Annotated in this window: 24 protein-coding genes and 1 tRNA gene; 9 read left to right on the top strand and 16 right to left on the bottom strand. The window is 65.0% G+C overall.

Annotation, left to right across the window (positions count from 1 at the left end):
- Positions 1-154: 154 nt before the first annotated feature.
- A complete protein-coding gene (locus IC762_RS06910) occupies positions 155-634 on the top strand; it encodes an Lrp/AsnC family transcriptional regulator (RefSeq protein WP_195787977.1) in 480 nt (159 codons plus the stop codon).
- Between the two features lie 146 nt (positions 635-780).
- Here the strand turns inward: IC762_RS06910 and IC762_RS06915 are convergent, their stop codons facing one another.
- The 5 genes from IC762_RS06915 to IC762_RS06935 form a co-directional block, all read right to left on the bottom strand.
- Positions 781-1,176, bottom strand: coding sequence for a DoxX family protein (locus IC762_RS06915; protein ID WP_195787978.1), 396 nt, complete (start codon positions 1,174-1,176; stop codon positions 781-783).
- Between the two features lie 318 nt (positions 1,177-1,494).
- The gene (greA, locus tag IC762_RS06920; RefSeq protein ID WP_195787979.1) at positions 1,495-1,968 is read right to left on the bottom strand and encodes a transcription elongation factor GreA; all 474 of its coding nucleotides are present in this window, start codon (positions 1,966-1,968) and stop codon (positions 1,495-1,497) included.
- A 199-nt stretch (positions 1,969-2,167) separates the two neighbouring features.
- Complete coding sequence (carB, locus tag IC762_RS06925; RefSeq protein ID WP_195787981.1) at positions 2,168-5,632, bottom strand: carbamoyl-phosphate synthase large subunit; 3,465 nt, start codon at positions 5,630-5,632, stop codon at positions 2,168-2,170.
- Positions 5,633-5,941: 309 nt separating this feature from the next.
- Positions 5,942-6,017: transfer RNA gene (locus IC762_RS06930), tRNA-OTHER, on the bottom strand.
- Positions 6,018-6,090: 73 nt separating this feature from the next.
- Complete coding sequence (locus IC762_RS06935) at positions 6,091-6,780, bottom strand: class I SAM-dependent methyltransferase (RefSeq protein ID WP_195787983.1); 690 nt, start codon at positions 6,778-6,780, stop codon at positions 6,091-6,093.
- Positions 6,781-6,906: 126 nt separating this feature from the next.
- Between IC762_RS06935 and IC762_RS06940 the strand changes: the two genes are divergently transcribed.
- The gene (locus IC762_RS06940) at positions 6,907-7,434 is read left to right on the top strand and encodes a Dps family protein (RefSeq protein ID WP_195787985.1); all 528 of its coding nucleotides are present in this window, start codon (positions 6,907-6,909) and stop codon (positions 7,432-7,434) included.
- A 184-nt stretch (positions 7,435-7,618) separates the two neighbouring features.
- On the opposite strand, the gene IC762_RS06945 is transcribed toward IC762_RS06940, so the two are convergent.
- From IC762_RS06945 to carA, 4 genes are all read right to left on the bottom strand, one after another.
- Positions 7,619-8,140, bottom strand: a complete 522-nt coding sequence (locus IC762_RS06945) for a hypothetical protein (protein ID WP_195787986.1) — start codon at positions 8,138-8,140, stop codon at positions 7,619-7,621.
- A gap of 73 nt (positions 8,141-8,213) precedes the next feature.
- A complete protein-coding gene (locus IC762_RS06950) occupies positions 8,214-9,317 on the bottom strand; it encodes a mandelate racemase/muconate lactonizing enzyme family protein (RefSeq protein ID WP_195787988.1) in 1,104 nt (367 codons plus the stop codon).
- A 236-nt stretch (positions 9,318-9,553) separates the two neighbouring features.
- Positions 9,554-10,006: a PaaI family thioesterase gene (locus tag IC762_RS06955; protein WP_433995898.1), complete on the bottom strand. Its 453-nt coding sequence runs from the start codon at positions 10,004-10,006 to the stop codon at positions 9,554-9,556.
- Positions 10,007-10,171: 165 nt separating this feature from the next.
- The gene (carA, locus tag IC762_RS06960; RefSeq protein ID WP_195787991.1) at positions 10,172-11,365 is read right to left on the bottom strand and encodes a glutamine-hydrolyzing carbamoyl-phosphate synthase small subunit; all 1,194 of its coding nucleotides are present in this window, start codon (positions 11,363-11,365) and stop codon (positions 10,172-10,174) included.
- Between the two features lie 161 nt (positions 11,366-11,526).
- On the opposite strand from carA, the gene IC762_RS06965 reads away from it, so the two are divergent.
- The 3 genes from IC762_RS06965 to IC762_RS06975 are packed head-to-tail and all read left to right on the top strand — an operon-like array spanning position 11,527 to position 13,228.
- Positions 11,527-12,228: an alpha/beta fold hydrolase gene (locus IC762_RS06965; protein WP_195787992.1), complete on the top strand. Its 702-nt coding sequence runs from the start codon at positions 11,527-11,529 to the stop codon at positions 12,226-12,228.
- A 59-nt stretch (positions 12,229-12,287) separates the two neighbouring features.
- Positions 12,288-12,743 (top strand): GatB/YqeY domain-containing protein, encoded by a 456-nt coding sequence (locus IC762_RS06970; RefSeq protein WP_195787993.1) that lies wholly within the window; start codon positions 12,288-12,290, stop codon positions 12,741-12,743.
- 17 nt (positions 12,744-12,760) lie between these two features.
- Positions 12,761-13,228: a DUF1801 domain-containing protein gene (locus tag IC762_RS06975; protein WP_195787994.1), complete on the top strand. Its 468-nt coding sequence runs from the start codon at positions 12,761-12,763 to the stop codon at positions 13,226-13,228.
- Between the two features lie 186 nt (positions 13,229-13,414).
- Here IC762_RS06975 and IC762_RS06980 read toward each other — a convergent pair whose 3' ends face one another.
- Positions 13,415-14,395, bottom strand: coding sequence for an MBL fold metallo-hydrolase (locus tag IC762_RS06980; protein WP_210338418.1), 981 nt, complete (start codon positions 14,393-14,395; stop codon positions 13,415-13,417).
- A gap of 134 nt (positions 14,396-14,529) precedes the next feature.
- Here IC762_RS06980 and IC762_RS06985 point away from each other — a divergent pair, with 134 nt between their 5' ends.
- Positions 14,530-16,140: an acyl-CoA synthetase gene (locus tag IC762_RS06985; RefSeq protein ID WP_195787995.1), complete on the top strand. Its 1,611-nt coding sequence runs from the start codon at positions 14,530-14,532 to the stop codon at positions 16,138-16,140.
- Positions 16,141-16,284: 144 nt separating this feature from the next.
- On the opposite strand, the gene IC762_RS06990 is transcribed toward IC762_RS06985, so the two are convergent.
- From IC762_RS06990 to IC762_RS07000, 3 genes are read right to left on the bottom strand one after another with little or no spacing between them, the layout of a single operon-like run.
- Positions 16,285-16,797 (bottom strand): SRPBCC family protein, encoded by a 513-nt coding sequence (locus IC762_RS06990; protein WP_195787996.1) that lies wholly within the window; start codon positions 16,795-16,797, stop codon positions 16,285-16,287.
- A 32-nt stretch (positions 16,798-16,829) separates the two neighbouring features.
- Entirely contained in the window at positions 16,830-17,297 is a 468-nt protein-coding gene (locus IC762_RS06995; protein WP_195787998.1) for an SRPBCC family protein, read from the bottom strand.
- On the bottom strand, positions 17,290-17,604 hold the full coding sequence (locus tag IC762_RS07000; RefSeq protein ID WP_195788000.1) for an ArsR/SmtB family transcription factor: 315 nt from the start codon (positions 17,602-17,604) through the stop codon (positions 17,290-17,292). Before IC762_RS07000 ends, IC762_RS06995 begins: the two co-directional genes overlap by 8 nt.
- Before the next feature lie 120 nt (positions 17,605-17,724).
- Here IC762_RS07000 and IC762_RS07005 point away from each other — a divergent pair, with 120 nt between their 5' ends.
- From IC762_RS07005 to IC762_RS07015, 3 genes are all read left to right on the top strand, one after another.
- A complete protein-coding gene (locus IC762_RS07005) occupies positions 17,725-19,170 on the top strand; it encodes an LVIVD repeat-containing protein (RefSeq protein WP_195788002.1) in 1,446 nt (481 codons plus the stop codon).
- A 7-nt stretch (positions 19,171-19,177) separates the two neighbouring features.
- Entirely contained in the window at positions 19,178-19,720 is a 543-nt protein-coding gene (locus IC762_RS07010) for a hypothetical protein (protein ID WP_195788003.1), read from the top strand.
- Positions 19,721-19,922: 202 nt separating this feature from the next.
- Positions 19,923-20,540: a LysE family translocator gene (locus tag IC762_RS07015; RefSeq protein WP_195788005.1), complete on the top strand. Its 618-nt coding sequence runs from the start codon at positions 19,923-19,925 to the stop codon at positions 20,538-20,540.
- An 11-nt stretch (positions 20,541-20,551) separates the two neighbouring features.
- Here IC762_RS07015 and IC762_RS07020 read toward each other — a convergent pair whose 3' ends face one another.
- Genes IC762_RS07020 through IC762_RS07030 form a run of 3 tightly spaced genes read right to left on the bottom strand, consistent with a single transcriptional unit; the run spans position 20,552 to position 24,803 of the window.
- Positions 20,552-21,469, bottom strand: a complete 918-nt coding sequence (locus IC762_RS07020) for an FAD binding domain-containing protein (RefSeq protein WP_195788006.1) — start codon at positions 21,467-21,469, stop codon at positions 20,552-20,554.
- Positions 21,466-24,147 carry a molybdopterin-dependent oxidoreductase gene (locus IC762_RS07025; RefSeq protein ID WP_195788007.1) on the bottom strand — a complete coding sequence of 894 codons (2,682 nt, stop codon included), beginning with the start codon at positions 24,145-24,147 and terminating at the stop codon, positions 21,466-21,468. The genes IC762_RS07020 and IC762_RS07025 overlap by 4 nt, the downstream gene beginning before the upstream one ends.
- A complete protein-coding gene (locus IC762_RS07030) occupies positions 24,144-24,803 on the bottom strand; it encodes a TetR/AcrR family transcriptional regulator (protein WP_195788008.1) in 660 nt (219 codons plus the stop codon). The genes IC762_RS07025 and IC762_RS07030 overlap by 4 nt, the downstream gene beginning before the upstream one ends.
- Between the last annotated feature and the right edge of the window lie 117 nt (positions 24,804-24,920).

Genomic DNA, 24,920 nt, shown 5'->3' on the forward strand with positions numbered 1-24,920 from the left:
AATCCATGACCGCGATTTTTCCCCGGAACTGAAGTCACATTCGCGAAATCTTGCGCTGCACGCGCAATAAAATTGCGCAATGGCGGCGGTGTGCGCTATGAGAGTTGCCGGCAGGTCTGCCGAGCCTTGCAAAGCTTTAGGGAACCCCAGTCGCGTGTCGAAGAACCTTGACGAGATCGACCTCAAAATCCTCGCCGAGATCCAGGCCGATGGCCGAATCACCAATGTGGAACTGGCCAAACGTGTCGGCATCTCGCCGCCGCCCTGCCTGCGCAGGGTGAGGGCGCTGGAGGAGGAAGGCTACATCCAGGGCTACCGCGGCCTGCTCGACCCGCGCCGTCTCGGCTTCGACGTCACGGTGTTCGCAGCGGTGCATCTGTCGAGCCAGGCCGACGCCGACCTGCGTGCCTTCGAGAATTTCGTTCGCGCCGAGCCGCTGGTGCGGGAATGCTGGATGCTGTCGGGCGAGGTCGACTTCATCCTCAAATGCGTCGCCCCCGACATGGCGACGTTCCAGGATTTCGTCACCCACCTGACCGCGGCGCCGCATGTCCGCAACGTCAGGACGTCGCTGGTGCTGCACAATTCGAAATACGAGGCGGCGGTGCCGCTGGGGCTGAAGGCCGCGGGCTGACATCTTCTCCCTCCCCCTGAAAGGGAGAGGGCGGGGTGGGGGGTATGCCGCGGGCGAGCGCGCCCGTGTTGAGAGAGAGCCCCACCCGCTTTGCTCTGCCGAGCAAAGCGACCTCCCCTTTTCAAGGGGAGGTGGAATACCGAGCGCTATTTCTTCCGCATCATCTCGTCGACGCTGTAGGGGCCGGGGCCCGAGGTCGCGAGATAGAGACAGGTGAAGCAGAACGCGATCGCCAGAGTGCCGCCGTTGAGCAGCGGATAAAAGCCCTTGGGGAAGTGGTAGAGGAAATAAGCGAAAGCCATTTCTCCCGACAGGACGAAGGCCACGATCCGCGAACACAGGCCGATCATCAGCAGCGCGCCGAGGACCAATTCAAGCGCGCCGGCCGTTCCGACCAACGAGAACAATTCGACTTTGTCGAACATTGTGCCGGCCGGGAATTTGAGCAGCTTGGCGACGCCGAACTGAAACAGCAGCAGTCCGGTGATGAACCGCAACAGGCTGAGCGCCACCGGCTGGAATTTCGAGAACGTCTGGTCCATTGTCATTTACCCCCTGTTTGACATGTGGAACGCGGCATGACGCCGGATGCACGGTGTTCGCCACCAGCGTGTGATGTCAACACCTTGCGTCCGGAATCATTCCTCGGTGCACTTTGGTAGAAGCGGCGAGAGAACGCGACAGTGTGCTGTCGCGGTCCCGGCCCAATATGGTTATGATGCATAATCATATTGATGTCTCCCCATAGTATGGGCCGCAGCGCCTCTCCACTCACATTGCTGTCAGGCGAGGGGAAAACTGCGGGCACAAAAAAACCGCGTGCGAGACGCGGCTTTTCTGCATCAGTCACATCGAGGTAACTAGCGCCACTCGACCTTGGTGATCTCGTAGGCCTTGGCGCCGCCCGGCGCCATCACCTCGACGGTGGCGCCCTTGGTCTTGCCGATCAACGCGCGCGCGAGCGGCGAGGTGATCGAGATGCGGCCTTTCTTGGCGTCGGCCTCGACCTCGCCGACCAGTTGCCACACCGTCTTCTTCTCGGTGTCCTCGTCGACCAGCGTCACAGTGGCGCCGAACTTGATGGTGTCGCCGGAGAGTTTCGAGATGTCGATGATGTCGGCGCGCGCGAGCTTGTCCTCGAGCTCGGCGATGCGGCCCTCATTGTGCGACTGCTCTTCCTTGGCGGCGTGATACTCGGCATTCTCGGAGAGGTCGCCGTGCGAGCGCGCCTCCGCGATATGTTCGATGATGCGCGGACGATCCTCCGACTGCCGCTTCTTCAGCTCGTTCGTCAGCGCGGCGTATCCACCCGCAGTCATCGGAACCTTATCCATCATCTTCGTCCTTCAATCGTGCACGCCTCGGCGTGCACGAGCATTTGGTTCAGCTAACGCAGGAATCAGGGCCTGAAGAGTGCCCGGAAGCCCAGTGATTTTCGGCCCCGTTAAGGGCCGTGACAACATCCAATCGCGCGGTGAGTTCCAGCCATTCGGCTAATTGCCGACCGTTTCGGGATTTTGGCCCAGGCAGCGGTCAGCTCTCGGAAAAGTAACTCTGAAGCGTGCGGACCTCAAGGTCCCCGTCCCGGTAGGCGCGGATCCCCTGTGCGGCCGCCACCGCACCGGAAAGAGTGGTGTAATACGGCACTTTATGCAAGAGGGCAGCCCGCCGCAGCGAGCGGCTGTCGGCCAGCGCCTGCGGGCCTTCGGTGGTATTGAAGACCAGCTGGACGTCGCCATTGGTGATGGCGTCGACGATATGCGGACGACCCTCCAGCACCTTGTTTACCTTTTCCGTCGGCACGCCATGGTCGCTGAGATAGCGCTGCGTGCCTGAGGTCGCCATCACCTTGAAGTCGAGCGAGTGCAAGAGCCGCACCGCGTCCGCGATCCGCATCTTGTCGTCACCGCGCACCGAGACGAACACCGTGCCCTGGCGCGGCACCCGCGTGCCGCCGCCGAGCTGGCTCTTGGCGAACGCGACTTCGAATGAACGGTCGAGGCCCATCACCTCGCCGGTGGAGCGCATCTCCGGGCCGAGCACGGTGTCAACGCCGGGGAAGCGCGCGAACGGGAATACCGATTCCTTCACGCCGACATGGCCGAGCTTCTTCTTCTTCAGCTTGAAATCGGCGAGCTTCTCGCCGGCCATGATCCGTGCCGCGATCTTGGCGACCGGCGTCCCGACCACCTTGGCGACGAACGGCACCGTACGCGAGGCGCGCGGGTTGACTTCGAGCACGTAGATGTCGCCGTCCTTGATGGCGTATTGCACGTTCATCAGGCCGACCACGTCGAGACCGAGCGCCAGCTCGCGGGTCTGCCGCTCCAGCTCTTCGATCATGCTCTGGTCGAGCGAATGCGGCGGCAGCGAGCAGGCACTGTCGCCGGAGTGGATGCCGGCTTCCTCGATGTGCTCCATGATGCCGACGATGAAGGTATCCTTGCCGTCGGAGAGGCAGTCGACGTCGATCTCGGTCGCGTCGGACAGATAGCGGTCGAACAGCAGCGGGTTCTTGCCGAGCACGGTGTTGATCTGCCCGGTCTTGTCGTTCGGGTAGCGCGCCTTGACGTCGGCGGGCACCAGCTCAGGCAGCGTGCCGAGCAGGTAATCGTTGAGCTGGTTCTCCTCGCGGATGATCTGCATCGCGCGGCCGCCGAGCACGTAGGACGGGCGCACCACCAGCGGCAGGCCGAGGTCGCCGGCCACCAAGCGGGCCTGCTCGACCGAATAGGCGATGCCGTTCTTCGGCTGCTTGAGGCGGAGCTTGTCGAGCACGCGCTTGAAGCGGTCGCGGTCCTCGGCGAGGTCGATCGCGTCGGGCGAGGTGCCGAGGATCGGCACTTCGGCGGCTTCCAGCGCGCGCGCGAGCTTCAGCGGCGTCTGGCCGCCGAACTGCACGATCACGCCATGCAGCGTGCCGTTCTTGCGCTCGGTCGCGATGATCTCCAGCACGTCCTCGGCGGTGAGCGGTTCGAAATACAGCCGGTCGGCGGTGTCGTAGTCGGTCGACACCGTCTCCGGATTGCAGTTGACCATGATGGTCTCGTAGCCGGCATCGGCGAGCGCGAAGCAGGCGTGGCAGCAGCAATAGTCGAATTCGATGCCCTGGCCGATGCGGTTCGGTCCGCCGCCGAGGATGATCACCTTTTTGCGGTCGGACGGGTCGCTTTCGTCGGCGAAACTGCCGGCGAACGGCGCTTCATAGCTCGAATACATGTAGGCCGTGGGCGAAGCGAATTCCGCCGCGCAGGTATCGATCCGCTTGTACACCGGCCGCACATCGAGTGCGTGACGTTTCGCGGTGATCTCGGCCTCGGTGGCATTGGCGAGCACGGCGAGCCGGGCATCGGAGAAGCCCATCGCCTTCAGCGTCCGCATCCCGAACGCGTTCTGCGGCAGGCCGTTGTTGCGGACCTTGTCCTCCATCTCGACGATGCCGCGCAGTTCGGCGAGGAACCAGGGATCGATCTTGCAGGAGTTGAAGATCTCCTCGTTGGTCCAGCCGAGCCGCATCGCCTGCGCGACCTGCAACAGGCGGTTCGGCGTCGGCGTGCCGAGCGCGGCGCGGATCGCGTTCTTGTCGTCGCCGCGGCCGAGCCCTTCGATGTCGATCTCGTCGAGGCCGGTCAGCCCGGTCTCGAGCCCGCGCAGCGCCTTCTGCAGGCTCTCCTGGAAGGTGCGGCCGATCGCCATCACCTCGCCGACCGACTTCATAGAGGTCGTCAGCGTGGTCGAGGCGCCGGGGAATTTCTCGAACGCGAAGCGCGGCACCTTGGTGACGACGTAGTCGATCGTCGGCTCGAACGAGGCCGGCGTGGCGCCGCCGGTAATGTCGTTGGCGATCTCGTCCAGCGTGTAGCCGATCGCGAGCTTGGCGGCGACCTTGGCGATAGGGAAGCCGGTGGCCTTCGAGGCCAGTGCCGAAGAACGAGAGACCCGCGGGTTCATCTCGATCACCACCATCCGGCCGTCTTCCGGATTGACGCCGAACTGCACGTTGGAGCCGCCGGTCTCGACGCCGATCTCGCGCAGCACCGCCAGCGAGGCGTCGCGCATGATCTGGTATTCCTTGTCGGTCAGGGTCAGCGCCGGCGCCACCGTGATGGAATCGCCGGTGTGCACGCCCATCGGATCGAGGTTCTCGATCGAGCAGACGATGATGCAATTGTCCTTCTTGTCGCGCACCACCTCCATCTCGAACTCTTTCCAGCCGAGCACGGATTCTTCGATCAGCACTTCGTTGGTCGGCGAGGCGTCGAGGCCGCGCTCGATGATGTCGAGGAATTCTTCCTTGTTGTAGGCGATGCCGCCGCCGGTGCCACCCATCGTGAAGGAGGGGCGGATGATCGCGGGCAGGCCGATCTCCGACAGCGCCATCAAGGCCTGGCCGAGTGCATATTCCTGATAGCGTTTGCGGCGGTCGCTCTCGCCGAGCGTCCACTGCCGATCGAGCTCCTCCAGCGCAGCACCGGACAGCTTCGCGCGCTCGGCGTGGTGCTTGTCGCGAAATGACTTCTTCAGGGCCGACGCGTTCGCCAGCCGCGACTTCGGCGTTTCCAGCCCGATCTTGGTCATGGCCTCGCGGAACAGCTGCCGGTCCTCGGCCTTGTCGATGGCGTCGGCGGTCGCGCCGATCATCTCGACGTTGAATTTTTCCAGCGTGCCCTCGCGGCGCAGGCTCAGCGCGCAGTTCAGCGCGGTCTGGCCGCCCATGGTCGGCAGCAGCGCAAAGCCGCCTGATATGACGTGGCGTTCCTTTTTGATGATCTTGGCGACGATTTCGGGCGTGATCGGCTCGATATAGGTGGCGTCCGCCAGCTCCGGGTCGGTCATGATGGTCGCCGGATTGGAATTGACCAGGACGATCCGGTAGCCCTCTTCCTTCAACGTCTTCACCGCCTGCGTGCCGGAATAGTCGAATTCGCAGGCCTGGCCGATCACGATGGGACCGGCGCCGATGATCAGGATGGTGGAGATGTCGGTTCTTTTGGGCATCAGCTCTCGCGGACTGGAATCTGGGCACAAAAAAAGGGCGCGCTGGTCGCGCGTCCCTCGGGCCATGCGCTACAGCTTGTAGCGCCGGAAGCGCGATCCCTCGCGCGCGGGTGGTCTTTAGACCAGTTTCCGCACCCGCGAAACCCCCAAAAAGGCCGAATCAGCCCTGAATTCTGGGGGAAATTCCGGATGGGGTGCGTGCTCGGGAGCAAAGGGAACGGGAGGGTCGGCTTCGCCCTGCGGGCTACGCCGAGGCAGCCTTCGCCACGAGAGGGCTTGCCAAGCCGAAGCTGCGTCAGCAGCGAAGGCTGGAGGCCCGGCCTGGATTTGAACCAGGATAAACAGTGATGCACCACTGCCGCGTCGACGCTTCCGCCACCGGGCCAAAGCGATCATTGCTGGTTATTTCAGCGGCGGCCATGTTTACCGTTCATTAACCTTAACGTCCCGGCGAGCGATCAGTGCTGCGCGACAAAGGTCATCCGCCACGGATTGTGCCCGATGTTGCGCGGCGCGCGGGCGGCGCGGAAGCCGGCGGCGCCGAGCTTTGCGATCATCTCATCCTCGCGGTAGCGCTGCAGGCCGATCCTGGTGCGCAGCTCGCGGTAATCGGACAGCGCCGTCGAGACCAGCCCGATGGCGGCGTGGCGCAGGAAGCCGTGGGTTGCGGCGAAGCGCAACAGCGCCGTTACGTCCCTGATCATCCCGACCTCGGGGCGCAGGATGTCGCCAAGCACGAAGCGACCCGCTGGCTTCAGCAGGCGGTGGATCACCTCGAACGCGGAATCGAGCTCCTGCGGTGTCATGTATTGCGCGACCGAGTTCATCACGACGAGGTCGATGGACGCGGCGTCCATCTGTTTCAGCTCGTCGAGCGAGCGCACGCCAATCTTGCTGTTCGATGCAAAGCGCGCCGCCAGCCTGCCGCGCACGCCGGGCGCGGGCTCGGCCAGATAGAGCCGCGCGCAGGCGTCCGTTACCTTCGCCGCCGACAGCGCCTCGCCGCAGGCATAGTCCAGCACGACTGCGTCGGGTGAATCGATGTAGCCGATGATGTCCCGCGCGATGACGTCAAAATGCAGGTCGCGGTGCAACCGGCTTGCATAGATCGTATGCGTGGAATCGTAATAATCGATCCATTCATCCATTGCAGGGAATTCCAGTAAGAATCGGGGTTCCTGACACAGGAACAGGCAGGTGCGTGATGCGTTAGCGGTCCGGCGGCCAATGTTCAATGGGCCGAAAGTCCCGGGTTCCTAACAGGAAGGTTTATCGTGAGCAAAGCCAAGAGTGACAAAATCTCGCCCAATCTCGACACGCCGAGCGACCTGCCGCAGGCTGCGGTCGACAAGATTTCGGCCTCGCTCAATACGCTGCTGGCGGATGCCTTTGCACTGTATCTGAAGACCAAGAATTTCCATTGGCATGTCAGCGGCCGTCACTTCCACGATTACCACCTGATGCTGGATGAGCAGTCGGACGCGATCTTCGCCACTACCGATCAGCTTGCCGAACGGGTTCGCAAGCTCGGCGGCGCGACGCTGAAATCGATCGGCCAGATCGCCAAGCATCAGACCATCCAGGACAATGACGAGGACTATGTCCCGCCCGTCGAAATGCTGCGCGAATTGATGGAAGACAACAAGCAGATGGCTGCCGCGATGCGCAAGGCGCACAAGCTCGCCGACGATCACGAAGATTCCGGCACCGCGGGCTTGCTGGAAACCTTCATTGACGAAACCGAGCGCCGCACCTGGTTCCTGTTCGAAGCCAGCCGCCAGGAAGGCAGCAACGCGGCATAGCTACGCGCCGCTCTCGTAGGGTGGGCAAAGGCGCGCATGCGCCGTGCCCACCTTTCTTGCACTGTGCGTGTGAAGGTGGGCACGCTTCGCTTTGCCCACCCTACGATCTCTTCGTTCGCGCCACCTTCTCCCAGAAGGGGAGAAGGGGAGAAGGGGAGAAGGGGAGATGGAGCGCTTGCAGCGGCTACTTCCTCCACAGCCGCACCAGCGGGCCGTCCTTGCCCATCACCGGATCGGTCGCCGGCTTCGCAACCAGCGGAATCGTCTTCAGCGCCTTCGCATGGTTTTCCGGCGTCGGCCGTTGCAGATCCATCGGCGGACCCGGCGGGTAGGCGCCGACCACGGAGAAATCGTCGCTTGCCGACAGGCATTGATGCCCGGTGCCCGCGGGCAGGATCGCGACGTCGCCGGCCGCAACCTCCAGCGCACGTCCATGCGCGCCGCCGAATTGCACGCGCGCGCTGCCGCGGGCGATGCCGAGCACTTCGTGCAGGGTGGCGTGGTAATGCGCAAAGTCGTAGACGCCGTTGCGCCACATCGCACCCCAGCCGTTGCCGCCGAACAATTGCTCGATCGCGGCTTCAGGGTCCTTGCCGACATCGACGGCGCCCTTGTAGACCAGGAACGGCATCGGGTTGTTCGGGATCAGGCCGTCATCCTCGAAGACGATCGCCAGCGGTTCGGCTCCGGCTTTCACTACGGACATGGCAATCCTCCGAAATTGCTGCGCTTTGCCCACCCTACGGTCTCTGGGCAAACCGCTTCCCTGAAGACCGTTCCTACGAAATCCTGAACTTCAGCACCTCGTCCTTGAATCTGAGCCCGTGCCCCGGTTGCTCCGGTGCCGTGATCATGCCGTCAGCGATCTCGGGCGGATCGACCCAGAGATCGTCGATCAGCGCCATGTTCTCGCACCAGATGCCGTTCGGGATCGAGGCCAGCAGATGCACATTCAGCTCGGGAAACAGATGCGGCGCGATGGTCACGCCCCAGGTGTCCGCAAGCGCTGCGATCTTGCGCAGGTCGGTCATGCCGCCGCGCATCGGATCGGGCTGCAGGATCGGCAGGCAGGGATTGAGGAAGAACGGCCGCAGATCGTAACGCGTGAAATGGGTCTCGCCGTCGACCACGCGCATGTCGAGCGCGGCCGCGATGCGCTGATAGCCGGCGAAATCATCGGCCGGCACCGGCTCCTCCAGCCAGTAGATGTCGTATTTCTCGAACTTGCGTCCCATCTCGATCGCGATATCGGCGCTCCATCCCATGTTGACGTCGATCATGATGTCGATGTCGGGACCGAGCGCCTCGCGCATGCGGCGCACATTATCGAGGTCCTGCGCCGGCGTGTGGACGTGAGCGACCTGCATTTTGATCGCCTTGTAGCCCTGCTTCACGAAATGCAGCGCCTTCTCGATCATTCCGTCGCCGCCGGCGCCGCGAAAGCAGCCGGAGCCGTAGACCGGGATCTGCGGGCGATAATGCCCCCACAGCCGGTGCAGCGGCAGGCCGGCGCGCTTGCCGACTGCGTCCCACAGCGCGATGTCGAGCGCCGACATCGCCATCGCGGCGATGCCGCCGCGGCCGTAGGTCATCGTCGCGGTCCACAGATCGCGCCAGATCGCCTCGATCGCGGTGGCGTCCTTGCCCTTGACGAGCGGGATGATGCACTCCTCGAGACAGGCCGCGATCGATTTCATCGCCGGGCGGAACACGAACAGATAGCCCATGCCGGTGATGCCGCTTGCGGTCTCGACATCGCAGATCAGGATGTCGCGGGTCTCGCCCAGCGCCGCGCCTTTCAACCAGGGATCGTCGGCCCAGGGCAGCCGCAGCATCGTCACGCGGATGTCGCGGATCGCCATGTCCGGGGCAGCTGATGTCATCGGGCGTTTCCTTGCTCGTTGCCGGATCATGTTGGCCTGATCTCGGACAGGCAAAGTCAATCACAGAACGGCGGCGCTGATCCAGCGTGCTCCGTCATGGCTCCAATGCGTGGACTTGTCGTCAGGTCGCGTTGGAAAGCCGCGTAGGGTGGGCAAAGCGTAGGCGTGCCCACCATCACGAGCACGCCGAGAATGGTGGGCACGTCGCTTCGCTTCTTTGCCCACCCTACTTTTTTTCAGGCGGTTTTAGGCAACTCGAACACCAGGCAGGTCGTGGTCGCGTGTGCGATCAGCTTGCCTTTGTCGTCGGTGATGCGCGCCTCCGCGGTCGCCACGCGCCGGCCGGCATTGAGCACTTTTCCCTCGGTGCGGATCGTGCCGGTGTCCTCGCTCATGCCGCGGACGAAGGAGATCTTGAACTCTAGCGTGGTGTAGCCGGAGCCTTTTGGTAGCGTGGTCTGCACCGCGAGCCCCATCGCGGAATCCAAGAGGATCGCGGCATAGCCGCCATGCACCGAGCCGATCGGGTTGTAATGGCGCCGGCCCGGCACGCTGTGGATCACGACATGGCCGGGGTCGGCGCTGCAATCGAACGGCTCGACCGTCTGCATGATCGGCGGCTCGGGCAGCGTGCGCGCGAAGATGCCGCGCACGAAATCGAGCCCCGGCATTGACGCCATCACCTCCATCGAGGAGACGCCGTATTCCGGTTGCGGGGTGGGGCTGTCGGTCACGTCGGTAATTCCGAGATTTAGCGGCGAACACATCGCGTCATGCCCGGACTTGATCCGGCATCCATCTTTCTTCAAGAGGATGGATTGCCGGGTCAAGCCCGGCAATGACAGGTCGCGTGTTTACGCCGCGCTCTTCTTCTGCCGCATCAGGTCGGCAAAGCGCTGGAACAGATAATGCGAGTCGCGCGGGCCGGGCGAGGCTTCGGGGTGGTACTGCACCGAGAACACCGGCTTGCCGTCGAGCGCGATACCGCAATTGGAGCCGTCGAACAGCGAGATGTGCGTCTGTGTGGCGCCATCGGGCAGCGTCGCCTGGTCGACCGCAAAGCCGTGGTTCATCGAGGTGATCTCGACCTTGCCGGTGGTCTCGTCCTTGACCGGATGATTGGCGCCGTGGTGGCCCTGATGCATCTTCATGGTCCTGGCGCCGACGGCGAGGCCCAGCATTTGGTGGCCGAGGCAGATGCCGAAGGTCGGCGTGCCCGAAGAGATCACCTTCTGGATCACCGGCACGGCGTATTTGCCGGTCGCGGCCGGATCGCCGGGTCCGTTCGACAGGAAGATGCCGTCCGGCTTCATCGCCAGGATGTCCTCGGCCGAGGTCGTCGCCGGCACCACGGTGACCTTGGCGCCGACGCCGGCGAGCAGGCGCAGGATGTTGCGCTTGATACCGTAGTCGATCGCGACGACGTTGAATTCGGGTGCGGTCTGCCGGCCAAAGCCTTCGCCCCACGCCCAGGGTGTCTCGTCCCAGGTGAAGCGCTGGCCGGAGGTGACCATCGGCACCAGGTCCATGCCCTCGAGGCCGGGCCATTCGCGGGCTTCTTCCTTCAGCCCGTGCAGGTCGAACTCGCTGTTCCTGGCGTGCGCGATCACGGCATTCGGCATGCCCTTGGAGCGGATCAGCGCGGTCAGCGCGCGGGTGTCGATGCCGGAGAGGCCGATGATGCCGCGCGCCTTCAGCCATTGGTCGAGATGGCGGGTGGCGCGATAGTTCGAGGGATCGGTGATTGCGGTGCGCAGGATCACGCCGCGCGCGCCGGGTGTCGCGGCCATGTTCACCGTCTCGATGTCTTCCTCGTTGGTGCCGACATTGCCGATATGCGGGAAGGTGAAGGTGATGAGCTGGCCGGCATAGGAGGGATCGGTGAGGATCTCCTCATAGCCGGTCATCGCGGTGTTGAAGCAGACCTCGCCGACGGCGTGGCCTTCGGCGCCGAGGCCAAAACCTTCCAGCACCGTGCCATCGGCGAGCACGAGGAGCGCGGTCGGTTTGTGGTCCGGCCAGGCGGGAGCGTTTTCGGATGTTGTCATGAGCCCTTTAAATAGACGCCGCACCTTGCGGCGTCAAAGCGAAAGGGCGCGGATTCACACCGCCGTACCGGCCGAATTGACAGGCCCAAGGGGCCTTTTAATCTAAAAGTTCCCGCAAGCGGCCGTTTGCTTGCCGAAAATGACCGAGGCCGGAGCCCCGCATGGACAACACAATGCCGATCCTGCTCGTCCCGGGCGTCATCTGCTCGCCGCGGATCTTCGCGCCGGTGATCCCGGCGCTGTGGCGGTTCGGGCCGGTCACCGTCGCCAACCACGTCAGGGACGACAATATGGGCGCGATTGCCCGCCGGATCCTGGCCGAGGCGCCACCGCGCTTTGCGCTGGCCGGCCACTCGATGGGGGGCTACATCGCCTTCGAGATCATGCGCCAGGCGCCGGAGCGGGTGGCAAGGCTGGCGCTGATGAGCACCCAGGCGCGCGCCGACACGCCGGAGGCATCGGTACGCCGCCGCGGCATGATCGAGCGCGCGAAGGGCGGGCAGTATCGGAGCGTTGTCGACGAACTCTATCCCGGCTTCGTGCATCCGTCGCGGCAGGGCGATGCAAGCCTGCGCCGGATCGTCGACGACATGAGCGCGGATGTCGGCGCGGAGGCCTTCGTCCGCCAGCAGAGCGCGGTCATGAGCCGACCGGATTCGCGGCCGACCATGGCCTGGATCAAGTGCCCGACCTTGGTGCTGACATCGGATACCGACAACACCGTGCCGAACGCGCTGTCGGACGAGATGGCCAACGGTATTCCCGGCGCCAAGCTCGTGGTGCTCGCCGATTGCGGGCATCTGCCCCAGCTCGAACGGCCGCAGGCCTGCGCCGATGCGCTGGTCGAATGGCTGCGGAACTAGGTTGTTCTGCCGCTGCGGAACACTTACATGAAGGGATTGCTGGCTTTAGGGACATCACGATGCTGCGCGACGACATCAATACTGCGGTCAAGGAGGCGATGAAGGCGAAGGATGAGCGCAAGCTCTCCACGCTGCGCATGGTCAATTCGACCATCAAGAACGCCGACATCGACGCGCGCGGGCAGGGCAAGCCGCCGCTCTCGGATGCCGATCTGCTCGGCCTGCTGCAGAAGATGATCAAGCAGCGCCAGGAATCCGTCGAGCTCTACGACAAGGGCGGCCGCGCCGAACTCGCCAACCAGGAGCGCGAGGAGATCGCTGTCATCACGGCCTATCTGCCGAAGCAGATGTCCGACGACGAGGTCAACGCCGCGATCGCTGCCGCCGTCGTCGAGACCGGCGCCGCCGGCATGAAGGACATGGGCAAGGTCATCGGCGTGCTGCGCGCGAAATACGCCGGCCAGATGGATTTCGGCAAGGCCAGCGGTTTGGTGAAGGCGGCGCTGTCTGGATAGTTGCCGGAGGCCTGCCGATGTTTCGTGTCACCGCGGACAGTCTGGAGGCCTATCTCGCTTTCGACCCCGCACGCACCGCCGATCTCGAGCAGCTGCATGCCGTGATGCGCAAGGCGGCGCCGTCGCTGAAGCGGCATTTCCATGCCGGAACACCGGCGGGCGACGCCGGCATGCGGATGAAGTTGATCGGTTACGGCCAGTTTCGCTACGCGATCAAGTCCGGCAAGACAACGCCATGGCCGGTGATCGGCGTGGCCCTGCAGAAGAACTACATCAGCGTCTATGTCGCGGTGACGCGCGCCGGCAAGCCGCTGGTCTCCTGCCATGCCGGCAAGCTCGGCGCGTTGCGGTCCGGCGCCAACAATTTCAGCTTCGAGACGTTCGACGACCTGAACGCTCAGACCGTGTCGGCGCTGTTTGCCGAAGCCGCCGACATCTTCAAAGCCGACAAGGAAAATCCGGTCCGCTACATGCAGGGTAGTTGATCGGCAGGTAGCCCCCTCCACCGTCGTCCCGGGCAAGCGAAGCGCGACCCGGGACCCATAACCACCGCTGTGCGCGGTGAAAGCTCGCTGGGGCCAACGGCGTCGCGCCGCAACTCTTTCCTGTGGTTATGGATCCCTGCTTTCGCAGGGACGACGGCGGAGTGCGTTCACGCAGGGAAGCTCGGTCTACAGCTCCAGCAAGTCGTGGCCGACGACGAGATTTCCCGAGTAATACGGCCGCACCGCATCGAACCAGACCTCATCCTTGAGGAACGGATAACCGCCAGGGACGAAATGCGACAGCACCAGCGTCTTGACCCCGGCTTCGGTGGCGATGCGGCCGACCTGCTCGGTCGTGGTGTGGCTCGCCAGCAAATGCTCGCGCAACGTCTTGGCATTCGGCTCGGTCGCGATCAATTGCTCGAGCGACGGCAAATGCATGACCTCGTGGACCAGGACGTCGGCGCCTTGCGCGAGCTTGACCAGGTTCTGCGAGGGCCGGGTATCGCCCGAGATCACGATCGAGCGGTCTGGGCAATCGAAACGGTAGGCGAACGCCGGCTCGACCGGCGGATGCTCGACCAGCGCCGCGGTGACCTTGACATTGTCGTCCTGCATCACGAGGGCACCGGCGCTGATCTCATGCGGAACGATCAGGTCCTTCAACGGCGGCCGCCCTTCGTCGGCGATGCGGGTGCGGATGTCGTAGTCGTTCAGCGCGAGGAACTGCCGGGTCATCTCCGCGAGCGGCGGCGGCCCGTAGGTATCGACGCGCTTGGCGAGATCGGTCGCCCAGGCCAGCAGCAGCAGATTGCCGTAGTCGGCGTTGTGATCGGAATGGTGGTGGGTCAGGAACACGCTGCGGATCGAGGCCAGCTTGAGCTTGGCCAGGATCATCTGGCGCGCGACCCCGTTGCCGCAGTCGATCACATAGGACGTATTGTTGACGACGATGACCTGGGCGGGCGCCGCCCGGTTGGGTTTCGGGGTAGGCCCGCCAGCGGTGCCGAGCAGGATCAGGCGCGATTTCGGCTTGCCATCGGCGGCCGGTTTGGCGGCTTCCTCGGCCGACACGCGCAAAAACGGCGCGGCCGCGGCCAGTGCGACACCGCCGCGAAGCATGTTGCGGCGCGTCATTCGCGGCGTCGGACGATCGATCCCCATCATGTCTTGTTTCCCCCGCATTCGTGCAGCGATTGGCTTGCTCTGGGATAGCTGAAGCCGAGACGCGCGCAAAGCCTCTCGAAAAATCCTCCGTTCGGGTAAGCTCGCAGTCCCCACGTCCAACCTCGCGGGTCACCATGCTGACTGAAGCCGCCACCTACGACGAGCTCTATCGCAACTTTCGCTGGGACATCCCCGCGCGCTTCAATATCGCGACCGCCTGCTGCGATCGCCATGCCGACGGCACCGGGCGGCTCGCGTTGGTCTATGTCGACGAGGACGGCGGCACCACGCGCACCTCGTTCGATGCGGTCGCGGACGCGTCGCGGCGCTTCGCCAACGTGCTCGTGGCCGACGGCATTGCCCGCGGCGATCGCGTCGCGGTGTTCCTGTCGCAGTCGCTCGAATTGCCGGTCGCCCATCTCGCGGCGTATCGCGCGGCCATGATCTCACTCCCGCTGTTTGCGCTGTTCGGCGAGGACGCGCTCGAATTCCGCCTCTCGAACTCCGCCGCCAGGGCGATCGTCACCGACGAGGCCGGCTGGGAGAAGATCGCAAAGATCCGCGATCGGCTTCCCGATCTCAAGACCATCTATGCCGTCGGCGAGCGCGCACCGTCCGGAACGACATCCTTCTGGGATGCGATCGGGTCGGCGTCACCGGAATTCGCAACGGTCGACACCGCGGCCGACGATCCCGCTCTGATCATCTACACCTCAGGCACCACGGGCAATCCGAAAGGCGCGCTGCATGCGCATCGCGTCGTGCTCGGCCATCTGCCCAATGTCGAGATGTGCCACAATTTCCTGCCCCGGCCCGGCGACCTGATGTGGACGCCGGCCGACTGGGCCTGGATCGGCGGGCTGATCAACGGCCTGTTCGCGTTCTGGTACCACGGCATCCCGATGGTCGGTCACCGCGCCCGCAAATTCGAGCCGCAGGCGGCGATGCAGATGATGGCCGAGCTCGGCATCCGCAACGTATTCCTGCCGCCGACCGCGCTGAAGCTGATGCGGCAGGCGGACGTCAGGAATTCCGGCGTCAGGCTGCGCAGCATCTTCACCGGCGGCGAATCGCTCGGCGGCGAATTGCTGAGCTGGGTGCGCGACACGTTCGGCGTCGATGCCCACGAGGTGTTCGGCCAGACCGAATGCAATCTCGTGATCGGCTCCAACGCCAATCTGTTTTCGATCCGCCCGGGCTCGATGGGCCGCGCCACGCCGGGCTTCGACGTCCGCATCGTCAACGACCAGGGCGAGGAGTTGCCGCGTGGCCAGCGCGGCATCATCGGCGTGCGCCAGCCATGTCCCTGCACCATGATCGAGTATTGGCGCAATCCGGACGCGACCGCGAAGAAATACGCCGGCGAGTTCCTGCTGACCGGCGATCTCGGCGTCCAGGATGACGACGGCTATTTCTGGTACGTCAGCCGCGAGGACGACGTCATCACCACGGCCGGCTATCGGGTCGGCCCGTCCGAGATCGAGCACACGCTGATGAAGCACCCGGCAGTGGCGATGTCCGCCGTGGTCGGCATCCCCGATCCGATCCGCACCGAGTCGATCAAGGCCTGGATCGTGCTGCGTCCGGGCCACACGCCGAGCGACGCCTTGGCGCGCGAGATCCAGGAATTCGTCAAGGTGCAACTCGCCGCCCACGAATATCCACGCTTCGTGCAGTTCGCCGAAAGCCTGCCGATGACGGCGACCGGCAAGGTGCTGCGGCGGGAGCTAAGGGCGCTGGGGTAGCTCTCTCCACCGTCGTCCCGGCGAAGGCCGGGACCCATAACCGCAGGGTTTAATTGTTGCGCGACGCTGTGGCTCCAGCGAGCTCCACCACATAAAGCGGTGGTAATGGGTCCCGGCCTTCGCCGGGACGACGGCGGAGTTTGTTCACGGCATCGGAATCCCCAATTCCTTCAGTGCGGCCAGCATGCGCGCCGGGGGCTGCATCGGGATCACCATGGCCTGGCCGGTTTCCAGGAGGCTCTTCAGGCTGGAGAGGATCGCCGGCCAGCCGGTGCGACCGCCGGACAGGATGTCGTCGCTGATCGGGCGGTCGTGCGACTGCAACAGCGTCAGCTTGACACCGTCGCCGGCGGCTTCGATCTCCCAGGTGACGAGCGTGGGCCCGAGTTTTTCGACCAGCTGCGGCCAGTTGACGTTGAAGGTGACGGTCAACCGTTTCGAGGGATCGCATTCGATCACCTCGCCCGAGATGTGCACCGCGCCGTCGGGCGTGCGCACGATGTAGGCGCCGCCGATCCGAAGATCGACCTCGACCGCATTGCCGGAAAAATACTTCCGGCTGAACTCGGTATTGGTCAGCGCCTGCCACACCTCTTGCGGCGTGGATGCGATGTAGATGGTGTAGACGATCGCCGGCTTGAACTTGTCGATATTCATGTCCGCGTGCACCCTTCGATAGATCTTCATGGTTATTCGACGCCCTCGATCCCGAGCGCAGCGAGCGGAATCGCCGCGACCTTGCCGGTTTCGAGCAGGCTCTTGAGCCCGGACAGGATCGCGGGCCATCCCCTGGAGATGCCGTCGAGCAGCTTGCTGCCGACGCGGAAGCCCTCATGCGTGACGGTCAGCTTGACGATCTTGCCAAAGGGCTCGGTCGTGAAGCCGACCTTGGTCGCCCCTTCCTCGCGCATTTCATCGTCGAGCTCGTGCCTGAAGGTGTAGGCGAGGCGCCGCGGCCGGTCTGCCTCGAGGATCTCGCCGGTATCGGTTGTCTTGCCGCTCATCACGAGCGCGATCGGTGCGCCGACCTTCCAGTCGGACCTGAGCTCGGTGTCGAACCAGTATTGCCGCGTGAACTCGCTTGAGGTCAGCGCCTCCCAAAGCTTCTCGGGCGTGGTCTCGATGTAGGTGACATAGACGAATTCAGGCTTACTCATCACGCTTCTCCAATTGTCGTTTCAATTCGCTGAGCGCGGCGAGCTTTCCGCGCTCGAATTTCCTGATCCAGCGCTCGCCGATCTGATGGATCGGAACCGGGTTGAGGTAGTGCAGCTTCTCGCGGCCGTGCCTGATCGTGGTGACGAGGTTGGCCTCCTCGAGAATCACAACGTGCTTGGTGACGGCCTGACGCGTCATGTCGAGACCGTCGCAGAGCTCGCCGAGCGTCTGCCCGTTCTGATCGTGAAGCCGGTCCAGCAACGTCCGCCGTGAGGCATCCGCCAGCGCTTTGAAGACTTCATCCATGGGTCGGATAATAGGCAACCAAATAGTTGCATGTCAAGAGCGTGTGTTTGGGCACCGACATCAGCGTGCTATCGTGGTGAGCAGCCAACGCAGATTGGCGGGGAACTCGGGGTGAGGCGCATGGGCGGTCGCGTTACGGCAGGTTGCTGCACGTTGTTCGTTATCCTGCTCGCAAGCGGCGCGAGCGCCCAGCAGCCGAAGATCGGAGACCCTCCGGAAGCTTCGAACATGAAGCTGGCCGGATATAACGATTTGCAGGCGCGCAGCGCCTATCAGCCGACCATCCATCATCAGGGTAACCGGTGGATCGCCTATATCGGCCACCACGGCGGCACCGACGACGTTCCCGACCCCGTCAATCCGATGACCGGCAAGCCTGAACCGAACGGCACCTCGATCGTCGACGTCACCGATCCCGCGCACCCGAAATATCTGCGGCACATTCCGGGCCAGGAAGGCAAATATGAATCCGGCGGCGCGCAGATGGTTCGGATCTGCGACGGCAAGGATTTGCCGAAGGGCGATCGCAACGCGGTCTATATGCTGCGCACCTTCGGCAGCGAGGCGCATGAGATCTGGAACGTGGCCGATCCCGCCAATCCCGTGCTGGTCACCCGGATTGGCGAGGGGCTGAAGGACACGCACAAGAATTTCTGGGAATGCGACACCGGCATCGCCTATCTGGTGTCGGGCGCGCCGGACTGGCGCACGCGGCGCATGACGCAGGTCTATGATCTTTCCGATCCCGCGCATCCCATCAAGATCAGGGACTTTGGCTTGCCCGGACAGGAGCCGGGCGCGACCGGTGCGGTGCCGACCGAACTGCACGGGCCGATCTCGACCGGGCCGAAGGGCAACCGCGTCTATTTCGGTTACGGCACCGACAAGGGCGGCTTCCTGCAGATCGTCGATCGCGACAAACTGCTGAACGGACCGAAGGAGCCGACGCCGGACAATCTGAAACTCCCTGAGATCGCGCGGATGCCGATGTCGGCGATGAACGGCGCGCACACGGTGTTTCCGATGCCCGGCATGCCGATCGCGGAGTTCGCCCATGACAAGGACGGCAGCACCCGCGACATCGTGATGATCGTCGACGAGGCGATCCAGAACGAATGCGGCGAGGGCAGGCAGATGGTCTGGTTCGCCGACGTCACCACCGAGGCGCGGCCGATGATGATCTCGAGCTATACCGTGCCGGAGGCGAGTGGAAACTTCTGCCAGCGCGGCGGCCGGTTCGGCTCGCATTCGTCGAACGAGAGCATGGCACCGGTCTATTACAAGAAGCTCGCCTTCATCGCCTTCTTCAATGCCGGCGTCCGCGCGCTCGACATCCGCGATCCCTATCACCCCAGGGAAGTCGGCTACTTCATCCCGTCGATCACGGAGGCGACCGACAAGCGCTGTGTGACGGTTGACGGCAAGCCGCGCTGCAAGGTCGCGATCCAGACCAACAATGTCGAGACCGACGATCGCGGCTACATCTACGCCGTCGATCGCGCCAACACCGGGTTGCACATTCTGCAATTGGCCGGCGAAGCACGCAGCATCGCAGGCCTGCCATGAGGGCGAGATGACGCGCCGATGGCCGACCCTCGCCGTGATGTTGCTGGCGCTCGGTGGCCTCTCGGCCGTCGCCGCTTACGAGTTGGCGCCGCCACGGACTTCCGGATGGCAAGAGATCGCCTGGCCGTTCCCGCGCGACGGCTGGCCCGCCGGCCGCGCCTTCCGCTGCGGCGCGGCGACGTGCGGCGCGGATGTCGAGGTTTATCTCCGGCCAAAGCTCGGCTTCTGCAACTGCGATAGCGGCGTCGCCGATGACGACGAGGTCGACCGCGTCGCCGACGTCGACATGATCAGCGAACGCTTCGTGCCGCTGAAGGCGGGAGATGTCGTCGATGTCGCCGATATGCGCGGCCGCATCCGGCCCTATGAGCTCGAGATGCCGGGCGGCAAGCACACCGCAATCGGCATCGCGGTCTCGCACCGCTGCGACCTCATGGTGGCTGCCGCGCAGGGCGGGGGCGATGCGGCGCAGGTGCAGCGGGCCGCGCTGGCGTTGCTGGGATCGCAACAGATCCGGACATGGATGATCGCGGCGATGGGAGGCGGGTGAGAAGCCTATCTCTCACCTATCAAACGGTGCCGTCACCCGCGAAAGCGGGTGACCCAGTATTCCAGTGACGCCGGTGCTTGACCGTAAAGCCGCGGCGTACTGGATACCCCGCATTCGCGGGGTATGACAGCCATCAGCAGGGACCCCTTTCTCTTCCGCGTTGAACGTGCATTAATTCCGGCTCACCTCAGTGAGTTTCGCCATGTCCCTGCAAGCCTATTTTGCCTTCGTCGCCGCCTGCATTGCGCTGGCGCTGCTGCCGGGTCCGATCGTCACCATGGTGATCGCCAACGGCTTGCGCTACGGCACCCGTGCCGCGCTGATCAATGTGCTGGGCGCGCAGGTCGGGCTCGCGATCGTGATCGGTATCGTCGCGGTCGGCCTGACCTCGCTGATGGCAACCATGGGTTACTGGTTCAACTGGGTCCGCTTCGCTGGCGCGGCCTATCTGGTCTGGCTCGGCATCAAGCTGATCCGCTCGCCGGTCGAGGGTGTCGGCACCGATGCTGCGCCACCGCCGCCGCGCGGCGGCTTCTTCCTGCAGGGTTTTCTGGTGCTGCTCTCGAACCCGAAGGTGCTGGTGTTCTTCGGCGCCTTCATTCCGCAGTTCATGGATATGGACAAGCCGCACGTCCCGCAGGTCGTGGTGCTTGGCCTCACCTTCATGGCAACCGCCGCCATGACGGACGGAATTTACGCGTTGGCGGCAGGCCGCGCCCGAAAATTCTTCTCCAAGCAGCGTACGCGACTGATGTCGCGCATCTCCGGCGGCTTCATGATCGGCGGCGGCATCTGGCTGGCGCTGACCCGGGCGCGCTGAGGCCGCCGCACCTATTCTACGATCCGCTCGACCGCGTCGCGCACGAGACCTTTGAGCAAGTCGAGCTTGTATCCGGTCATCGGCAGCGGCTTTGCGCCCGATATCGCAAGCTCGGCGGCGTGCGCGATCGTCGCCGGATCGGCGGTCTTGCCTTGCAGCGCCGCCGCAGATGCCGTGAGCCTTAACGGGACCGGGGCGATCCCGCCGGCCGCGATATGGACCTCGCGAAGAATGCCGGCGGACACCACTGCGCGCACGCAGATTTCCACCAGCGGCCATTCCGCATGGGTGCGGCTGATGGCGCGCTTGTAGAGCGCGCGCTCGCCGGCGAGCGGCGCGGGGAGCTCGATGCTTTCGATCCGTTCACCTGGCGCCAGCAGATTGTCGGCCGCACCATTGCTGCCGTCGCCGAGCAGATCGGTGATCGACAATCTGCTGCGCCGATCGGTCGTGACCGTCGCATCGTAGGCCAGCAGCGCCATCGCCATCGTCGAGGGATGCGGCGCAACGCAAGGACCGAGATCGAAAGCCGCGTGATAGAGATGGTTGCCGGATCGTGCCGGGCAGTCGGTCCCGCCCTTCTTCAGGCAGCCGATCTGCGGATTGCGGAAGTACCAGCAGCGCGAGCGCTGGGCGAGGTTGCCGCCGAGCGTCGCCAGGTGACGGATCTGCGGTGTGGCAAGGCCGTGCGCGGCGGCGGCGATGCCGGGATAGGCCGCCGCGATCCGCGCATCCGACGCAATCGTCGCGATTGCGGTCAGGGCGCCGATCCGGGCCGCACCCTCCGTGCCCCACGCGATACCGATCGTATCGGGACTGGCGGTGAGATCGACGATCGGCCCGCGCGAGACGCCGCTGCGGCGGCGTTCCGACAGATCGGTGCCGGCAGCGCGGAATTCCGGTGCGGTCATTGCGGCTGCGGTGTTCATGCGGCGGTCCTCCCTTTCAGCGCGGCGACGATGCGGTCGGGCCGGATCGGAAGCTCGGTCAGGCGGATGCCGATCGCGTCGTGGATCGCGTTGGCGACCGCGGGCGATGTCGGCACCGTCGCCACCTCGCCGATGCCGACGCTGTTGCCGAGCACGTGATCGAAGCCGGCCTCGTCGAAGTGTACGTCGATCGCGGGCGTGTCGGCGATTCCCGGAATGCGATAATCCTCCATGCCGGCGGTCAGGACGTCACCGTTGTTGGGGTCGAGCTCGCGCGCCTCGTAGAGCGCGTAGCCGAGGCCCTGGATCACGGCGCCGCAAGCCTGGCTATGCGCCAGCACCGGAGCCGCGACCTTGCCCACGGCAATGCCGGTGTGCACGTTGAGCACCCGCACATGGCCGAGCCAGGTGTCGACCTCGACCTCGATCACCTGCACCGAGCTCGGCACGCCGGCGCCGACCACGATGTTGGAGAGGCGGCGCATCATGAAGCCGAACACGATGCCCATGAAGCCGACGTCGCGCAGCGGCGAGCGGATGCTGGGCGCGGTGGTCTTGCCGTCCTCGCCGCGGGTCTCCGTGACGGCGATATCGGGCGAGCGCGCGATCAGCTCGCGCCATGGTGCGTTCGAGCCCGGCGCCGGCTTCCGCGTCGCCTGGTCGAGCATCGTGGCCTTCAGCTTCTGGATCGCCGACAGCGTCGGCGGCAAGATCGAGGCGGTGACGCGGCTGCCGCCGGAGCCGGGACCTTCGGGCAGCGACGAATCGCCGATCCGCACCTCGATCTCGTCCGGCTCGAGATCGAACTCGCGCGCGACGGTATCGGCGATCACGCTACGGGTACCGGTGCCGATATCCTGCGTCGCGGTGCTGGCGACGATGCGGCCGCCCCTGACCGCGACCTCGACCTTCACCTTGGGCTGCCAGAGATAGAGCCAATAGCCGGTCGCCACCCCGACGCCGCGGCGATAGCGGCCGCTCCCGGCCGGCTTGCGGTTGCGCCAGGTGTCGAGCCCGGACGCCCAGTCGTACAGCCGCTGGCGGTTCGGATCAGGATCCCAGCGCTTGCGGAGCGCGATCGGATCGACGCCAAGCCGCAGCGCGGCCTCGTCGATCGCCTGCTCCACCGCAAAGGCCATCGGCGGACCGCCGGGGCCGCGGAAGGCGGCGCCAGGCGGCAAATTGCTGATGACATCGAAATCCGACAACGCCTTTGCTTCGGCCGGATAGATCAGCCGCGCCAACGCCGCGATGGTCGAATTGGTCGCCGCACCCGTGTCGGCATGCGCGGTGACTTCGAGCGCCTTCAGGCCGCCCGCTTCGGAGGGCAGCAGCGCGACCTTCACCTCGGCGGCCGGCCGATAGCCGGCGACCGAGAGCTCCTCGTGCCGGTCGTAGGCGACCCTGACCGGCGCCTTGGCCGCACGTGCGAGCTCGATCGCGACGATCGTCTCGACGCCGAGGCTCGACTTGGAGCCGAAGCCGCCACCGACGTGATCGGCGATGACGCGGACCTTGTCGTGATCGAGCTTGAAGCGCTTTGCAATCTGCTCCCGCAGGTGAAACACCCATTGCGACGAGGCGTGCACCGTCAGCCGGTCGCCGTCGAAGCGCGCCACCGCGGCATGCGGCTCGAGGCAGGCATGCTGCTGCGTGCCGGTGCGAAAGGTGCCTTCGACGAGCAGCCGGCTGCCCGCCTGGCGCGCCTCGTTCACCCAGCTGCGCGCCTTGCCCGCGCGCTGCGAGAACACCGCGGTCGGCCCGCGGACGTTCTGCTTCCAGGGCGCGGGCCCGCCGCCCACTTCAGAGACGTTGCCGGCACGCTTGCGGCTCGCTCTGTCGAACACCACAGGCGCGTCGTCCTTGCGGCCGGCATCGAGCCCGATCACCGCGGGGAGGCGCTCGCTGGTCACCTGGATCGCGGCGAGCGCGGCCAGCGCGGTGTTGCGGTCCTTGGCCGCCACCGCGGCGATCGGCTCGCCGACATAGCGCACGATGCGATCGTCGCCGATCAGCGACACCGCGGCGACGCCGGCCAGTGCGCGCGCCGGCGCGAGATCGAGCGCGGTGATGCGTGCATGCGCCTCGCGCGAGCGCAGGATCACGCCCTCGAGCTGGCCATCGTGCCTGATATCGACGGTGTATTTTGCCGCGCCTGTCACCTTGTCGCGGGCCTCGATGCGCGGCGCGACGACATGGTCGCCGTCGAACCGGCCGGCGCAGGCATCCGCCACCGCGCGAAAAATCCCGTCATAGGCGCCGCAGCGGCAGAGATGGCCCGACAGCGCCGCGCCGATCTCCTCGCGCGAAGGCACCGCGGTTCCCCTGGTCGCACGCCAATGGTCACAGAACGCGACAGCCTCGACGATGAAACCCGGCGTGCAGAAGCCGCATTGCAGGGCGTCATGCGCCATGAACGCCTTCTGCACCGGATGCAGCTCTGCCGCGCCGATGCCCTCCACCGACGTCACCGACTTGCCGGCGGCAGCCTGCGCCGGCATCAGACAGCTCGCGACCGGCGCGCCGTCGACCAGCACGGTGCAGGCGCCGCAGACGCCGGCACCGCAGACCAGCTTGGTTCCGGTCAGGTGGAGCTGATCGCGCACGACGTCGATCAGCAGCGCGTCGGGATCGTCGGGGAGGGTCTCGACCCGCCCATTGATGGTCATCGTGCTCATGGACGTCCTCCAGTTTTGCTCGGTGATGGTCTTTTCCTCGCCGTCGCCTTACGGGCGCCCGGCTTCTGCTTGGGCACGGCGCCGGCGCAGAGCGCCCGCACCATCATGGTCATGTCCTTGAGGAACGCGTCCGCCGGCTGCATCGCCGGGTGCTGCGACTTCGACCCGTGCACCGCCATCTCGACCAGCCGCGCGAAATCGGCCGCCGACATGCCCTGCGGCAGCACGAGCTGCAACCTGCGCGCCGTCCGTACCACGACGGCGAACAGGCGCTCCGCATAGAGCACCGAATATTTCTGGTAGAGGTCGCGCGCCTGCGCGATGTGCTCGGAATACAGCTCCTCGATATGCGGCGAGCCGTCGAAGGAGGCGATCGCGGTTTTCATCCGCGCGTTCATGCCGGCGGCCAGGATGTCGCCGAGATCGCCGCCGGCCTGCTCCGCGGCGACGACGGCGGCGTCCTCGGCCGCCATGGCCTGCTCATGCACGCGTTCGACCACGGCGCGGAACAGCGCTTCCTTGGATTCGAAGTGATGATAGAGCGCCTGCCGGGTCAGCCCGGCGGCTTCCGCCACCTGCTCGATCGAGGAGCGACGGAAGCCGTGGCGGCGGAACACCAGCATGGTGGCGTCGAGAATGCGGGTCTTCGGTCCCATTTGTCGATTTTGACAAATGTAGAAGAAATGTCAAATCGCGGTTTGGTGAGAGCGGCGTGACCCGGCCCGCTGCGGCCGATCACGGTCGTGCGAGGTTTCCGGGGCGCGCGGCCTGTG

The sequence above is a fragment of the Bradyrhizobium genosp. L genome, from assembly GCF_015624485.1.
Classification (GTDB): Bacteria; Pseudomonadota; Alphaproteobacteria; order Rhizobiales; family Xanthobacteraceae; genus Bradyrhizobium.

What these genes read in the sequence shown, in the direction of transcription:
- IC762_RS06985 (WP_195787995.1), top strand. Translation starts at nt 14,530, where the DNA reads ATGCTGACTGAAGCCGCCACCTACGACGAGCTCTATCGCAACTTTCGC.
- IC762_RS06945 (WP_195787986.1), bottom strand. Translation starts at nt 8,140, where the DNA reads ATGTCCGTAGTGAAAGCCGGAGCCGAACCGCTGGCGATCGTCTTCGAG.
- IC762_RS07010 (WP_195788003.1), top strand. Translation starts at nt 19,178, where the DNA reads ATGACGCGCCGATGGCCGACCCTCGCCGTGATGTTGCTGGCGCTCGGT.
- IC762_RS06935 (WP_195787983.1), bottom strand. Translation starts at nt 6,780, where the DNA reads ATGGATGAATGGATCGATTATTACGATTCCACGCATACGATCTATGCA.
- IC762_RS07020 (WP_195788006.1), bottom strand. Translation starts at nt 21,469, where the DNA reads ATGAACACCGCAGCCGCAATGACCGCACCGGAATTCCGCGCTGCCGGC.
- IC762_RS07005 (WP_195788002.1), top strand. Translation starts at nt 17,725, where the DNA reads ATGGGCGGTCGCGTTACGGCAGGTTGCTGCACGTTGTTCGTTATCCTG.
- IC762_RS06990 (WP_195787996.1), bottom strand. Translation starts at nt 16,797, where the DNA reads ATGAATATCGACAAGTTCAAGCCGGCGATCGTCTACACCATCTACATC.
- IC762_RS07030 (WP_195788008.1), bottom strand. Translation starts at nt 24,803, where the DNA reads ATGGGACCGAAGACCCGCATTCTCGACGCCACCATGCTGGTGTTCCGC.
- IC762_RS06955 (WP_433995898.1), bottom strand. Translation starts at nt 10,006, where the DNA reads ATGGAGGTGATGGCGTCAATGCCGGGGCTCGATTTCGTGCGCGGCATC.
- IC762_RS06915 (WP_195787978.1), bottom strand. Translation starts at nt 1,176, where the DNA reads ATGGACCAGACGTTCTCGAAATTCCAGCCGGTGGCGCTCAGCCTGTTG.
- IC762_RS07025 (WP_195788007.1), bottom strand. Translation starts at nt 24,147, where the DNA reads ATGAGCACGATGACCATCAATGGGCGGGTCGAGACCCTCCCCGACGAT.
- IC762_RS06970 (WP_195787993.1), top strand. Translation starts at nt 12,288, where the DNA reads ATGCTGCGCGACGACATCAATACTGCGGTCAAGGAGGCGATGAAGGCG.
- carB (WP_195787981.1), bottom strand. Translation starts at nt 5,632, where the DNA reads ATGCCCAAAAGAACCGACATCTCCACCATCCTGATCATCGGCGCCGGT.
- IC762_RS07000 (WP_195788000.1), bottom strand. Translation starts at nt 17,604, where the DNA reads ATGGATGAAGTCTTCAAAGCGCTGGCGGATGCCTCACGGCGGACGTTG.
- greA (WP_195787979.1), bottom strand. Translation starts at nt 1,968, where the DNA reads ATGGATAAGGTTCCGATGACTGCGGGTGGATACGCCGCGCTGACGAAC.
- IC762_RS06980 (WP_210338418.1), bottom strand. Translation starts at nt 14,395, where the DNA reads ATGATGGGGATCGATCGTCCGACGCCGCGAATGACGCGCCGCAACATG.
- IC762_RS06950 (WP_195787988.1), bottom strand. Translation starts at nt 9,317, where the DNA reads ATGACATCAGCTGCCCCGGACATGGCGATCCGCGACATCCGCGTGACG.
- IC762_RS07015 (WP_195788005.1), top strand. Translation starts at nt 19,923, where the DNA reads ATGTCCCTGCAAGCCTATTTTGCCTTCGTCGCCGCCTGCATTGCGCTG.
- IC762_RS06995 (WP_195787998.1), bottom strand. Translation starts at nt 17,297, where the DNA reads ATGAGTAAGCCTGAATTCGTCTATGTCACCTACATCGAGACCACGCCC.
- IC762_RS06965 (WP_195787992.1), top strand. Translation starts at nt 11,527, where the DNA reads ATGGACAACACAATGCCGATCCTGCTCGTCCCGGGCGTCATCTGCTCG.
- carA (WP_195787991.1), bottom strand. Translation starts at nt 11,365, where the DNA reads ATGACAACATCCGAAAACGCTCCCGCCTGGCCGGACCACAAACCGACC.
- IC762_RS06975 (WP_195787994.1), top strand. Translation starts at nt 12,761, where the DNA reads ATGTTTCGTGTCACCGCGGACAGTCTGGAGGCCTATCTCGCTTTCGAC.